The sequence below is a fragment of the Massilia sp. 2TAF26 genome, from assembly GCF_052115005.1.
Lineage (GTDB): Bacteria > Pseudomonadota > Gammaproteobacteria > Burkholderiales > Burkholderiaceae_D > Telluria.
In genome coordinates this window covers 48,460-62,620 of record NZ_JBFRFV010000019.1, presented here as the reverse complement: position 1 = coordinate 62,620, position 14,161 = coordinate 48,460, and the positions used below count along the sequence as shown (strand labels likewise).

At 62.0% G+C, this 14,161-nt stretch carries 9 protein-coding genes and 1 pseudogene; 6 read left to right on the top strand and 4 right to left on the bottom strand.

Annotation, left to right across the window (positions count from 1 at the left end; translation table 11 throughout):
- Position 1: 1 nt before the first annotated feature.
- The 5 genes and pseudogenes from AB4Z32_RS18885 to AB4Z32_RS18865 all read left to right on the top strand — a co-directional run bounded on the left by AB4Z32_RS18885 (position 2) and on the right by AB4Z32_RS18865 (position 6,208).
- Positions 2-2,740, top strand: coding sequence for a type VI secretion system Vgr family protein (locus tag AB4Z32_RS18885; RefSeq protein ID WP_442123399.1), 2,739 nt, complete (start codon positions 2-4; stop codon positions 2,738-2,740).
- A gap of 18 nt (positions 2,741-2,758) precedes the next feature.
- Entirely contained in the window at positions 2,759-3,406 is a 648-nt protein-coding gene (locus AB4Z32_RS18880) for a hypothetical protein (RefSeq protein ID WP_442123398.1), read from the top strand.
- Positions 3,407-3,463: 57 nt separating this feature from the next.
- Positions 3,464-4,537, top strand: a pseudogene (locus tag AB4Z32_RS18875) (hypothetical protein); the annotation flags it as partial.
- Positions 4,538-4,543: 6 nt separating this feature from the next.
- Positions 4,544-5,938 carry a T6SS immunity protein Tli4 family protein gene (locus AB4Z32_RS18870; RefSeq protein WP_442123397.1) on the top strand — a complete coding sequence of 465 codons (1,395 nt, stop codon included), beginning with the start codon at positions 4,544-4,546 and terminating at the stop codon, positions 5,936-5,938.
- Positions 5,939-5,941: 3 nt separating this feature from the next.
- Positions 5,942-6,208: a PAAR domain-containing protein gene (locus AB4Z32_RS18865; RefSeq protein WP_442123396.1), complete on the top strand. Its 267-nt coding sequence runs from the start codon at positions 5,942-5,944 to the stop codon at positions 6,206-6,208.
- Here AB4Z32_RS18865 and AB4Z32_RS18860 read toward each other — a convergent pair whose 3' ends face one another.
- The 4 genes from AB4Z32_RS18860 to AB4Z32_RS18845 all read right to left on the bottom strand — a co-directional run bounded on the left by AB4Z32_RS18860 (position 6,209) and on the right by AB4Z32_RS18845 (position 11,628).
- Positions 6,209-7,552 carry a DNA recombination protein RmuC gene (locus AB4Z32_RS18860; protein ID WP_442123395.1) on the bottom strand — a complete coding sequence of 448 codons (1,344 nt, stop codon included), beginning with the start codon at positions 7,550-7,552 and terminating at the stop codon, positions 6,209-6,211. It lies immediately after the preceding gene.
- Position 7,553: 1 nt separating this feature from the next.
- The gene (locus tag AB4Z32_RS18855; protein ID WP_442123394.1) at positions 7,554-7,979 is read right to left on the bottom strand and encodes a group II truncated hemoglobin; all 426 of its coding nucleotides are present in this window, start codon (positions 7,977-7,979) and stop codon (positions 7,554-7,556) included.
- Between the two features lie 107 nt (positions 7,980-8,086).
- Positions 8,087-10,618, bottom strand: coding sequence for an ABC transporter permease (locus tag AB4Z32_RS18850; RefSeq protein WP_442123393.1), 2,532 nt, complete (start codon positions 10,616-10,618; stop codon positions 8,087-8,089).
- Positions 10,618-11,628: an adenosine deaminase gene (locus AB4Z32_RS18845; protein ID WP_442123392.1), complete on the bottom strand. Its 1,011-nt coding sequence runs from the start codon at positions 11,626-11,628 to the stop codon at positions 10,618-10,620. The genes AB4Z32_RS18850 and AB4Z32_RS18845 overlap by 1 nt, the downstream gene beginning before the upstream one ends.
- 545 nt (positions 11,629-12,173) lie before the next feature.
- Between AB4Z32_RS18845 and AB4Z32_RS18840 the strand changes: the two genes are divergently transcribed.
- Positions 12,174-14,096 (top strand): PrkA family serine protein kinase, encoded by a 1,923-nt coding sequence (locus AB4Z32_RS18840; RefSeq protein ID WP_442123391.1) that lies wholly within the window; start codon positions 12,174-12,176, stop codon positions 14,094-14,096.
- Positions 14,097-14,161: the final 65 nt, after the last annotated feature.

Sequence of the window (14,161 nt, the reverse complement as noted above, 5' to 3'; positions counted from 1 at the left end):
GATGAATTTCAAAGATATCGTCGAAGGATTCGCCGGCTTATCCGAAGCGAATCGTCCCATCCGGGCGCGGCTGTCCAAAGGACCGCGCGTGCTCGAAGACGTCTTGCTGATCAAACGGGTCACCGGAAGCGAGACCTTATGCGGTGGGCTGGAATACCGCCTCCTGTGTGTATCGACGCGTGTCGATCTCCCCTTGAAGGAATTCATTGCGTCGCCGGTCGAGCTGCAGTTCGTGACGGATCGCGGCGATCTGCGCTCCGTGTGCGGCATTGTCGCGCAAGCGGCTGCGGGGCAGAGCGACGGCGGCCTGGCGACCTATGAACTGGTGCTGCGCGACGCACTGGCGCTGATGGAGTGCCGCAGCAATACACGCGTCTTCCGCAACCTGAACGAATTGGACATTACCGAAGTCATCCTCGACGAGTGGCGACGGAACAATCCCGTGCTGGCCAAGGCTTTCGACGTGGACTGGTCCTTTGTGACCGGCAGCTATCCCGCCCGCGAATTCACGATGCAGCATAACGAATCCGACGCGGACTTCCTGCGCCGGCTTTGGAAACGGCGCGGCATCGCATGGTTCATGCGGCCCGGACAAGCCAGCCAGGACATACCGGCTCATTCCCTGGTGCTGTTCGACGACGCGTTCACGCTCCCGCAGAATGCCGCCGGTACCGTCCGCTACCACCGGGACGACGGCACCGAGCAAAGCGACAGCATTTTCGCGTGGAGCCCGGTACGCGCGCTCAGACCCGGCAATGTCAGTCGCCTCAGCACGGATTACATGCAGGGCCGTCCGATGACAAGTCACACGCCGTCCCATATCGATCAGGGAGCGGCGGGCAACCGGTTCGCATTCAGTCTCGACGATTACCTGATCGACGTGCCGCACGCAGGCAACGATGGGGACGACTACCGGAATCTCGGCGAATTGCGCATGAAACGCCATGAGTACGAGTCGAAATGCTTTTACGGCGAAAGCAGCGTGCGTGATTTGTGTATCGGGCAGTGGATCGGCTTGACCGGCCATCCCGAGATCGATACCCACCCCGCAAAAGAACGGGAATTCATCGTCACGCGTCTGGAGGTCGAGGCGGAAAACAATCTTCCCAAGACCGTCGCGGACCGCGTACAGCGCTTATTCACCCACAACCGGTGGAACGAAGGGCCCGTCGATAGCGCGCTACGGCAAGCCAGCGAAGAGCGCGGCATGCGTTATACCAATCGCTTTTCGTGCGTGCGTCGCGGCATTCCCATCGTCCCCGCCTTCGACCCGCGTAGCGATTTGCCGCGCCCGCAACTGCAAAGCGCCATCGTGGTCGGCCCACCCGGCGAAGAAGTGCACTGCGACGAGAATGGCCGGGTCAAGGTGCGCTTTCCGGGCACCAGGGTGGAGGACCATAGCCACGCGCAAGGGGCGGGCGCCAGCGATACCGGCCGCGACTCCGCCTGGATACGCGTAGCCAGTACCTGGGCCAGCAATCAATGGGGAACGATCACCTTGCCACGGGTGGGCGATGAAGTCATCGTCGATTTCCTCGGCGGGGACCCGGACAAACCGATCATCGTGGCGCAAGTCTACGGGGCCATGGCGCCGCCGCCCTCCTTCAGCCACACAGGAAAGCTGCCCGGCAACAAGCACCTGGCTGGTATCAAGAGCAAGGAAGTACAAGGCCTTCGCTACAACCAGCTGCGTCTCGACGACACCCCGGGACAGATCAATGCGCAACTCTCTTCCCAGCACGGACACAGCGAACTGAATCTCGGCTGGCTCACCCATCCGCGCAACGACGGCAAGGGTGAGGCACGCGGCGAAGGTGCCGAGCTGCGCAGCGACCACGCGGTTGCGGTACGCGGAGCGCAAGGCGTGCTCATCAGCGCCGCGGCACGCCAGAAGGCCAGCGGCAAACAACTGGACCGCGCCGAACTGATCGGTCTGGTCGAGGCGCTACAGGGTGTACAGCAGCAGCTCTCCGAACTGTCGGTGACCCATCACGCGGACGCTACCTCCGACAAAGAGCTCAAACAGCTGATCGCTTACCTAAAGCAGTGGGAAGCCGGCAGCAACACCGACAGCAATGGCACGGACGATGGCGGCCAGGCAGTGGTCGCGCTTTCCGCGCCCGCAGGCGTCGCGCTAAGCAGCCAGGACAACATCGCCATCGGCGCACAGACGCATGTCGATGTGCTCAGCATCGGGAACACCCAGCTGTCGGTCGGCAGAAAACTGCTGGCGCGGGTCGCGGAAAGTATCAGCCTGTTCGCGCACCGGCTCGGCATCAAGCTGATCGCCGCGAGCGGCAAGCTCGAACTGCAGACACATGCCGACGATATTGAGCTCACCTCTTCCAAGCGCATCGTCTTGACTGCCACCGAGGAGATCGTGCTGCAGGCACCGAAGATCCGCATGGTGGCGCAGGGCGCGCAAGTGGATATCGGCGGTGGCTCCATCACGCAGCAGAGCAGCGGTGAGCACACCATCAAGTCGTCGAAATTCGCGCACGTCGGGCCGACTGGAGGTTCTCCGGTCGCAGTGCCTTCGATCGTCAGCGAGTCGGCGCACGACCAGCAGACGGTTCTCCGATGGATTGGGACCGACGAGCCGATGAAGAACCAGCGCTATCGCATTACTACCGAGGACGGGCGCACGTTCGAAGGACGGACTGATGCAGCTGGGTTGACCGAACGCTTTACCAGTGCGATTCCATTCGGGCGCTACAGCATCGAAGCTTTGGACGACTGATTTCATGGGGAGAATACGATGACGACTGCCGAACATCCCTTGCCCGCGCAAGCACATGCTGGTGCCGCCCGCAAAGCCGAAGGGTTTGCGACACCGAAGCAGGACAAGAAGCCTCAATGTGCGCGGATGCTGCCGAAACGGGTACTGCCGATCATCTTTTTGCCAGGGATTATGGGGTCGAATTTGCGGATGAGTATGGAGCGGCAGAAGGAGTTGCGCCAGAAGGACAATATTGCCTGGCGGCCGGACACGCTTGACCCTTCGAAACCAATCAACATTACCAGGGCCGCCAACGAAAGCCCAGCCGATCGCCAATTGCGGCTGGACCCGTTACAAACGACAGTGGACATTTACGACTCCTCTGGACCTTCGAACGTAGTGGGTGACGGGCGCCATGGCAATGTCGAACTCGCCCCGAACTTTGACTCTGCCTTACTGGCAAGCGATCCGGTAGTCCTATCTGGCGGCGGCACGGCTGCACAAAAGGCACGTGCACGAGGCTGGGGCGAAGTCTTTTTTAAGAGCTATGGACAATTGCTGCAACATCTTGAATCACGCCTCAACAGTACTTTCTCCGAAGGCAAACTTCGTCCGGAGTGGCACGATGTCGTGGGAGTCGAGCCAAAAATCTGGGGTGCGGATCCAAAACTCCCCCAACAGGCATAAACGGCGGAAGAACTCAAAAAGCTTGCGACTGGCTGCTGGTTTGCCGTTTATTCGTTTGGTTATAACTGGCTGCAATCGAATGGCGACAGCGCAAAGATTATTGCTGTCCGAATCAATAAGCTCATCGACGATTTCAACCGCTCAGGCTACGAATGCAACCAAGTCATCGTTGTAACGCATTCGATGGGTGGCCTTGTCGGTCGGGCGCTGATTCATTCGAACTTCGGCAACCTGCAAGACAAGGTGTTGGGCATCGTGCATGGTGTGATGCCGGCCATTGGCGCGCCTGCAGCTTATCGACGCATGCGCGCAGGTTTCGAAGATCCTGGCCTGATTAGTACTAGCAAAGCCAATATCGAAGCGAGCGTTGCCGCCAAGGTGGCAGGGAACCACGGTGACGAAGTCACGGCAGTGCTGGCGAACGCGCCTGGTGGGCTTCAGTTGCTGCCTAGCGAGGCTTACGGAAATGGCTGGCTACGCGTTCGCCATAATGGGCATGACCTGGACGCCTGGCCAAAAAATGGCGATCCTTACAATGAAATATACAAAATTCAGGGCAAATGGTATGCGCTGTTTCGAGAAGACTGGATCAATCCCTCCGGGCGTTCTCTTGAAAAGGGTGGCGGAACATTCGAACGTACTTGCGAATATCTCGACATAGCCAGAAACTTTCATCGAATGATTATGAAAACCTATCACCCGAACAGTTATGCTCATTACGGCGCCGACAGCAAACGACATAGTTTCGGTGAGGTGGTGTGGGAAATCATTAATTGCACCGCCGCAACTGGGTGGCAAAATTGGCCAATTCTTGAAGATAACAAACAGGGCCAGCTAAGATTGGTTGACTGGGACCCTGGCGCCGCAAATAACATCGCCAGCTTGCTGGCCGAGGATCTGGTTCCCGCCCCGGTATTCGCAAGGATCCTCCCGGCTTCGTCTCCTGGAGACCAGACCGTACCCGCCAAATCTGCAGACCATCAACTGCACAGCGATAGTTTCAAAGGCATATTTCGCCAAACCGGATACGAACATCAGTCCAGCTACAAAGACCCGCGGGCTGTTGCCGCTACCTTGTACAGCATCGTTCGCATCGCTCAGAACGCCAAATGGAAAAACGAGAAGGAGTAATTGCATATGGCTCTTACGAAATGCTTGCCTTTCATTCTTCTCTCAAGCGTGGCATTGCTGCTCACTGCCTGCGATCCTAAACCCCAACAATGGAAAAAGCCGAACATGATCGCACTCTCACCCCGTCTGCAACCAATTTTCAAAAAAACCAGGACGGTGTGCTTTGGCAGATTTATGGTAGATGTACCGGCATCGACAACCGTGGTTTGGGGCGGAGTCGATATACCGTTGGGCGTGAATGTCTACCCCAATGGCGTTGAGGAAGTAAATGGGTTGGCGCAAAAGCTCATCAATGAGTTGAAAAGCGAAAAAGCTATTTATCTCAACGATATCCCTTTGCTGATTTCGGTTGAGAACTTGAAAGACCCCGATGGCCAGATCGTAACGGGTTACGACGGTTTTGAAGCAATTGGGGCACTTAAAATCAACGGATACTTTAAACTGAATGACGATGGCGTTATCATCGACGCCCGCCCGCTAAAAGACCGTCGGGAGAGTGCTACAGCCCGCATCAAGAGCATGGCTCGCCGCCTGCGCCTACGTGCCGAAAACGAGATCCCGACTGAGCCCGGCAACTGCATCGAATATGCCTTCCTGCCGGATGAACCCGGACCACCCAAGGAGCCGCCAGCCGAACTCCTAAGTATCGGCTTCCGCCTGAAAGAATTTCCGGACGTACACCTTTCAATCCAAATTCGCCCCTCCAACCCGCATTATTCCGAAAGCGACTCGCTGGAATGGCAACTGGAGCGTTTAGAGAAAGATCTGAAAGCAGAAGATCCCAACCATCCAATGTTGAAAACTGTCTATTTCCGCAGAGGGCCCCGCCAGATCCATGATTGGGTAAACGGCTTCGAAGGCTTGTCACGCTCGCCGGAACAAAGCACGGTACACTCGGTTCATGATTTCGCTATCGCGTTTAGAGGCGTCGCGGGAAACTATTTGAAACCTTTTGCGGACATCCGCATGCAAACCGGCGTCGCCAATAACGCCATCGGCGCCACCAAAGCCAGCCTGACCGACGAAGAAGCCATCGCCGTCTGGGACAAGATCACCAGCACGATCCGCCTGCGTCCAACCGGGACGACGACAGTCAAAGCCACTGACGCAGGACCACGGCTGCCGCTGGGAGAACTTGCCGCAACCGGGCGCATTTGTCCGCAAACGGGGTGGTGGGAATCCGACGAACCGGCAGCACGACAGGACGACCGGCGCCAGCACATCAAGGCCGGAGAACGGATGCCGCATGTGGTATCGCTTGGCGAGCCGTCGCTGTGGCAAAAAATCAAAGGAGTATATCCCTCTTACCGTACGGCGACCGTATGGAAACTGGTCGGATATGGCGATCCGCCCGCCCCCGCCCACCTGGCAGCAGAGACGCCAACCGACAAAAAGGGTTAAGCCATGCGCAACGTGATCCGTCTAGGCGACCCCACTTCACACGGTGGCAAGGTCGAAAGCGTAAGCGCGACGCACTTCACGGTCGGCGGCATCCCGGTCGCCCGCGTCGGCGACAAATGCAGCTGCCCCATCAAAGGCCACGACAACTGCACGATCGCCGAGGGCGACCCGCATCACGTCATCGACGGGATCGCCGTTGCACACGAGGGTCATAAAACGACGTGCGGCGCGACATTGATTGCGACGACAGGCAATTACGGCGGCGAATGATCAAGCGAGGTCGTCGCCATCCGCCGGCGCAGCCCCCAGCATCAACTGCGCCGCCTCGCTCGGCAGCGCCTCGACCGACTTCAGCTTGCGCGCCATCTGCCGGCTGCGCACCTCGGCATTCTCGATGTTCTTGGCCGCGCGTTCGAGCGTGGTCTTGGTGGCGGCCAGCACGTCGCCGAACTTGCCGAACTCGGTCTTCACCGCGCCCAGCACCTGCCAGACTTCGGATGAGCGCTTTTCCAGCGCCAGCGTGCGGAAGCCCATCTGCAGGCTGTTGAGCAGCGCGGTCAAGGTCGACGGTCCGGCGATCGTCACGCGCAGGGTGCGCTGCAGCTCGTCGGCCAGGCCCGGGCGGCGCATCACCTCGGCGTACAGGCCTTCGGTGGGCAGGAACAGGATCGCGAAGTCGGTGGTCTGCGGCGGCGAGACGTATTTTTCGCAGATCGTTTTCGCCTCGTTGCGCACCGCGCGTTCCAGCTCGGCGCCGGCGCGCACCACGCCGTCGGCATCGGCGGTATCGGCCGCATCCACCAGGCGCTCGTACTGCTCTTTCGGGAACTTGGCGTCGATGGGCAGCCACAGCGGCGGGCCGCCCTCGACCGTGCCCGGCAGCTTGATCGCGAACTCGACGCGCGCGTTCGAGCCGCTGACCGTCTCGACGTTCTTGGCATACTGCTCGACCGTCAGCACCTGCTCGAGCAGCATCTCCAGTTGTACCTCGCCCCAGGTGCCGCGCGTCTTCACATTGGTCAGCACGCGTTTCAGGTCGCCCACGCCGATGGCCAGCTGCTGCATCTCGCCCAGGCCCTGGTGCACGCGCTCGAGGCGGTCGGACACCTGGCGGAAGGATTCGGTCAGCCTGGTCTCCAGCGTCGCGTGCAGCTTTTCGTCGACGGTCTGGCGCATCTCTTCCAGGCGGCGCGCATTGTCGGCCTGCAGGTCGCGGATCTTGGTCTCGAGCGTGCCGCGAACTTCCAGCATGCGCTGGGCGTTCGATTCGGTCAGCGTGGCGATGGCCGTGTTCATGCTGTCGGCGAAGCGCTTCAGCACGCGCGCCTGTTCTTCGCGTCCGCCGGCGGCGTGCAGCTGGATCTGCTGGCGCATCGCTTCCAGCTGCTGGGCGGTGGCGGCCTGGTTCTGGGCCAGGTGGGCGGCCAGTTCCTGGCGCGTGGCCTGGGCGCTGGTCTGCAGCTCGTGGCGCAGCTCGCGCTCCAGGCGTTCGAAGGCGTGGGCCGGGCCGTCCGCGTCTTTTCCGTTGCCGCGGCTGCGCGCGAACAGGGCGAACTGCAGGGCGAGCACGGCCAGCAGGCCGATCGCGAGGACGATGAACTCGATCGTGGACATATCAGTGCGGGCGATTCCGCATCCAGTCGGCGGTCTGGTAGAAGGCGCCCATCAGGCGCAGGCGCAGGTCGTAGTCGTAGCCGAGATCTTCCAGCGCCATCGCCATGCAACGCAGCCATTGGTCGCGTTCGGTGGTGCCGATCGCGAACGGCAGGTGGCGGGCGCGCAGCATCGGGTGGCCGTAGAGTTCGATGAAGAGGTTGGGGCCGCCCAGCCAGCCGGACAGGAACATGAACAGCTTCTCGCGCGAGCTGTCGTTGGGCACCGGGTGCATGGCGTGGATGCCGGCGAAGTCCGGCTCGAGCTGCATGATGTCGTAGAAACGGTCGACCAGTTCGCGCAGGCGGGACTCGCCGCCGATCAGTTCATAGGCGCTGCGTTCGTCCGCGGCTTCCTGGTCTTGGGGGGTGGTCTGAGATTCTTGCATCTGCCCATGATAGCGCAGCGGACAAGGCCCGTGGGAGGGCCTTTTGTCCCAGGTCGGCGATGCGCAACAGATGCGTGGGCACGATGTGCCCACGTTCTCCGCCTCGATTACGCCTCGCGCAAAGTCTGCAGCGGCGGCTGCCGCAACACATTGCGCAGTCCCAGCCAGCCGCCGATCAGCGCGCACGCCGCCCCCACCAGCAGCCCGGCCGCCCACACCTGGGGCTCGAAATGCCAGGGGAATTTGAACTGGTATTCGGCCAGCGCCCAACCCAGTCCCGCCGCGCCGGTCGCCGCCAGCAGGCCGGACAAGCCTCCCACCAGCGCGAACTCGATCCGCTGCGCGCTCGCCAGCTGGCGGCGGGTGGCGCCCAGCGCGCGCAGCAGGCCGGCTTCGCGGGTGCGCTCGGCCGTCGATCCCATCAGGGCCGCGTACAACACCAGCACGCCGGAGACCAGGGTGAACAGGAACAGGAACTCGACCGCGGTCACCACCTGGTCCAGCACGTCCTGCAGCTGGCGGATGATGCCGCTGACGTCGATCACGGTCAGGTTCGGATACTTTCGCGTGAGCGTGTTCGCCAGGCCAACGCCGCGCGCCGGCAGGTGGAAGGCGGTCATGTAGGTGGTCGGTGCGTCGCGCATTGCGGCCGGGTTGATGACGACGAAGAAGTTGGCGCGCATCGAGCCCCATTCCAGCTTGCGCAGGCTGGTGATCTTCGCATCGACCTGCAGGCCGCCCATGTCGAAGCGCATGGTGTCGCCGAGCTTCAGGCCCAGGGTCTGCGCGATACCCTGCTCGACCGAGGCTTCGGCCACGCCGGGAGCGTCGCGATACCACTGGCCGGCCACGACGTCGTTCCCTTCCGGCAGATCGTTCACGCTGGAGAGGTTGAATTCGCGGTCCGACAGCGCCTTGGCGCGCTCGCTGGTGTAGGTGGCGGCGGTGATCTCCTTGCCGTTCACCGCCACCAGGCGGCCGCGGATCATCGGATAGAGCATCGGGTTGTCGACGCCGGCCGCGCTGATGGTCTTTTCCACGCCCTCCTTCTGGTCGGGCTGGATGTTGATGATGAAGCGGTTCGGCGCGTCGGCCGGGGTGGCCAGGCGCCAGGCGTCCATCAGGTCGCCGCGCACCACGGTCAGCACCAGCAGCGCCATCAGGCCCAGTGACAGCGAAACGATCTGCACCACCGTGGCGCCGGGCCGCCGCTGCAGCGAGGTGATGGCGAAGCGCCAGCCCTGGTTGCGGGAGACGCCGCGCAGGCTGCGCAAGCCCAGCAGCGCCAGCCAGCCGACCAGCGCGAACACGGCCAGGCCGCCGAGGAAGCCGCCGGCGGTCAGCAGCGCCAGTTTGAGGTCGCCTGCCTGCCACAGCAGCAGGCCGACGAAGACCGCGGTGCCGAGGCCATAGGTGGCAAGCGCCATCGGCCGCGGCGGCGCTTGCTCGCGGCGGATCACGCGGTTGTGCGGCACGTTGCGCAGCTGGAGCACGGGCGGCAGCGCGAAGCCGACCAGCAGCAGCAGGCCGGTGGCCACGCCCTGCAGCGCCGGCAGCAGCGATACCGGCGGCAGCTCGGTCGGGATCAGATTGCCGATCAGTTCCAGCAGCACGTAGTGGGCGGCGAAGCCGACCAGCACGCCGAGCAGGCTGCCCGCCAGGCCGACCAGTGCGAACTCGATCAGGAACAGCAGCCCGACCTGGTTCTGGGTTAGCCCCAAGCAGCGCAGCATGGCCACCGAATCCAGGTGGCGCTGCATGAAGCGGCGCGCCGCCATCGCCACGGCCACCGCCGCCAGCATCGCCGACAGCAGGCCGACCAGGGCCAGGAAGCGCTCGGCACGATCGAGGGTCGAGCGCATCTCGGGGCGGCCGTTTTCCAGGTTCTCGATGCGCACGCCCTTGACCTTATCGAGCGCGATGCGTTCGCGCACCCAGCGCTCGTAACCGGCCACCGCGGCCTGGTCGTTCGGCGAACGCGCGGCGACCTGCATGCGGTAGGTGATGCGCGCGTAGTTGTCGGCCAGGCCGGTGGCTTTCAGGTCCGACAGCGCCAGCATCACGCGCGGCGCGAAGTTCGAGAACGAGGCGCCGCGATCGGGTTCGGTGGCGATCAGGCGGGCAATCGTGAAGCTCTTGTCGCCCAGCTGGATCACGCTGCCGATCTTGACTTTCAGCGGTGGCAGCAGGTTGACGTCGACCCAGACCGTGCCCGGGGCCGGGGTGTCGCGGGTGGCGTCGCCGAGGGCCTCGCTGGCGTCGACCGGGCTGGTGGTGATCTTCAGCTGGCCGCGCAGCGGATAGGTGGGCGAGACCGCCTTCACCGATGCCAGCACGGCCTGGGATGCATCCCCGGTTCCGGCCTGGGCCATGCTCGGGAAGGTGACGGTGTCGGCCAGCCGCAGGCCGCGCCGCCGGGCTTCATCGCGCCAGTCCTGGCGCAGCGGCTGGTCGGCGTTGATCAGGAGGTCGGCGCCGAGCAGCTGGTGGGCGTCGCGGTTCAGGCCGGCGCGCATTCGGTCCACGAAAAAGCCGACCGCGGTGAGGGCCGACACCGCGACCACCAGCGCCACCAGCAGGAAGCGCAGTTCGCCGGCGCGCCAGTCGCGCGCGGTCATGCGCAGGGATTGCATCAGCATTAATTGGCCTCACTGAAAAAACGGTCGACTTCGGCCAGCCAGGCGCGCTTCTGTTCCGGCTCGAGGAAGGCGGCGGCAAAGCTGTTGCGCGCGAGCTGGCGCGCATGCGAGCGGTCCAGCGGCAGCGCCTCGAAGGCGGCGACGTAGTTCTCGTTGAGGTAGCCGCCGAAGTAGGCCGGATCGTCGGAGTTGACGGTGGCGACCAGGCCGGCGTCGAGCAGGCGGCGCAGGTTGTGCTCGCCCATCACGTCGAATACGCGCAGCTTGATGTTCGACAGCGGGCACACCGTCAGCGCCATCTGCTCGCGCACCAGGCGCTGCACCAGGGCGGGATCGTCGAGGCAGCGCACGCCGTGGTCGATGCGCTCCACGTTCAGCACGTCCAGCGCGCTCTCGATATAGGCGGGCGGCCCCTCCTCGCCCGCGTGCGCGACCAGGTGCAGGCCGAGATTGCGGGCGCGTTCGAACACGCGCGCGAATTTTTCGGGCGGGTTGCCGACTTCGGAGGAATCGAGGCCGACGCCGATGAGCTTGTCGCGGTAGGGAATCGCCTCCTCCAGCGTGGCGATCGCCTCTTCCTCCGACAGGTGGCGCAGGAAGCACAGGATCAGGCTCGCGCTGACCGGGCTGTCCTGGCAGGCGCGCCAGATGCCGTTGATGACGGTCTCGAAGGCGACGCCGCGCGCGGTATGGGTTTGCGGGTCGAAGAAGATCTCGGTGTGGCGCACATTGTCGGCTTGCGCACGCCGGAGATAGGCGGCGGTCATGTCGTAGAAATCCTGCTCGGTCAGCAGCACACTGGCGCCCGCGTAATAGATATCGAGGAAGGATTGCAGATCGCTGAAGGCGTAGGCCTGCCGCAACGCTTCGACGGTGGGGTAAGCGAGGGATACGCCGTTTCTTTGCGCTAGCTCAAAAATCAGCTCGGGTTCCAAAGAGCCTTCGATATGGATGTGCAATTCTGCCTTCGGCATTGCCTGCAGGGTGAGGCGCAGCTCTTCGTTCAGCATGAGGGATCTCCACGGTGGACCGGCGTTTGTCGCCATTTGGAGAAGTGTAGCGCATGCGCTCTCCAGGCTCATTTCACCCTGGAATTTTATAGACGGCCGACGGCATACGCGCGTGCGCCACTGCTTAGCAAGTTGGTGCACTATTGACTTACCTTTTGACAAACACGACGCTGTCCAACGGGGCCAAAAACCCTGTCAAACATGACCTCGCCAGGACCCTGCAAAACGGCGTCAAGACTGGATCCGCAGGCTCGTCAAAATGGTTTTTTTCGACGCACGACACTGTTTTGACTTCGAGAACTAATAGGCACATAATAAATTTCATAAGCGTAAGAAGACGCTCTCTGCGGGCGCTAACCAACCGGTTTTCATAACCGGATGAGAACAAGAAAATCGCCCTCCGTTTCATGTCAGGTCACATGCCTGACCTCTCAAACGTAGACGGCGACCCCACAACAGCTTGATGCCAGAACCGGGGCCTGGGCAGTCGTCTTTCATCGGCTGCCGCGACAGTGATCAGTGTTAGCACATTAGAGGACATTCACATGACCATTTTTGATAACTACGCAGCCCGCTATGAGCGTACCCGGGAAGAGGAATACTCCCTGTCGGAGTATCTTCAACTGTGCAAGAAAGACCCCCTGACTTACGCCAGCGCTCCCGAGCGCATGCTGGCCGCCATCGGCGACCCCACCCTGGTCGACACCCGCCTCGACCCGCGCCTGTCGCGCATCTTCGCCAACAAGGTCATCAAGATTTATCCCGCCTTCCGCGAGTTCTACGGCATGGAGGAAGTGATCGAGCAGGTCGTCTCCTACTTCCGTCACGCGGCCCAGGGCCTGGAAGAACGCAAGCAGATCCTTTACCTGCTGGGCCCGGTTGGCGGTGGCAAATCGTCGATTGCCGAAAAGCTCAAGCACCTGATGGAACAGATTCCGTTCTTCGCGATCAAGGGCTCGCCGGTGAACGAATCGCCGCTGGGCCTGTTCAACGAAGAGGAAGACGGCGCCATCCTGGAAGAGGACTACGGCGTCCCGCGCCGCTACCTGCGTGGCGTCCCCAGCCCGTGGGCAGTCAAGCGCCTGCACGAGTTCGGCGGCGACATCAACAAGTTCCGCGTCGTCAAGCGCTACCCCAGCATCCTCAAGCAGATCGCGATCGCCAAGACCGAGCCGGGCGACGAGAACAACCAGGACATCTCCTCGCTGGTGGGCAAGGTCGACATCCGCAAGCTCGAAGACTATTCCCAGGACGATCCGGACGCCTACAGCTACTCCGGCGGCCTGTGCCTGGCCAACCAGGGCCTGATGGAATTCGTCGAGATGTTCAAGGCCCCGATCAAGGTCCTGCACCCGCTGCTGACCGCGACCCAGGAAGGCAACTACAAGGGCACCGAGGGCTTCGGCGCGATCCCCTTCGAGGGCATCATCCTGGCGCACTCGAACGAGTCCGAGTGGAAGACCTTCCGCAACAACCGCAACAACGAGGCTTTCCTCGACCGGATCTACATCGTGAAGGTGCCCTACTGCCTGCGCGTGTCCGACGAGATCAAGATCTACGACAAGCTGCTGCGCAACTCCTCGCTCGACAAGGCGCCCTGCGCACCGGGCACGCTGCGCATGATGGCCCAGTTCGCGATCCTGTCGCGCCTGAAGGATCCGGAAAACTCCAGCATCTATTCGAAGATGCTGGTGTACGACGGCGAGAACCTGAAGGATACCGATCCGAAGGCCAAGTCGATGCACGAATACGTCGACTACGCCGGCGTGGACGAAGGCATGAACGGGCTGTCGACGCGCTTCGCCTTCAAGATCCTGTCGAAGGTCTTCAACTTCGATAACACCGAGGTCGCGGCGAATCCGGTCCACCTGCTCTACGTTCTCGAGCAGCAGATCGAACGCGAGCAGTTCGCCGGCGAGACCGAGCAGCGCTACATGTCCTATATCAAGGAACACCTGGCGCAGCGCTACGTCGACTTCATCGGCAAGGAGATCCAGACCGCCTACCTGGAAAGCTATTCCGAGTACGGCCAGAACATCTTCGACCGCTACGTGACCTTTGCCGACTTCTGGATCCAGGACCAGGAATTCCGCGATCCGGACACCGGCGAGAGCTTCGACCGCGAATCGCTGAACGCCGAGCTGGAGAAGATCGAGAAGCCGGCTGGCATCTCGAATCCGAAGGATTTCCGAAACGAAATCGTCAACTTCGCCCTGCGTGCGCGTGCGACGAACGGCGGCAAGAATCCGGCCTGGACGAGCTACGAGAAATTCCGCACCGTGATCGAGAAGAAGATGTTCTCGAACACCGAGGAACTCTTGCCCGTCATCTCCTTCAATGCGAAGGCGAGCACGGAGGATGCAACCAAGCACGCCGACTTCGTGGCCCGTATGGTCGAGAAGGGTTATACGCCGAAGCAGGTTCGGCTGCTGTGCGAGTGGTACCTGAGGGTTCGCAAATCCTCGTAACCAGGCCATTGCCACACCAGGTGCGTGGTTGGGCGGACCAGATTTCTGGTCCGCCCGTAGGCTTT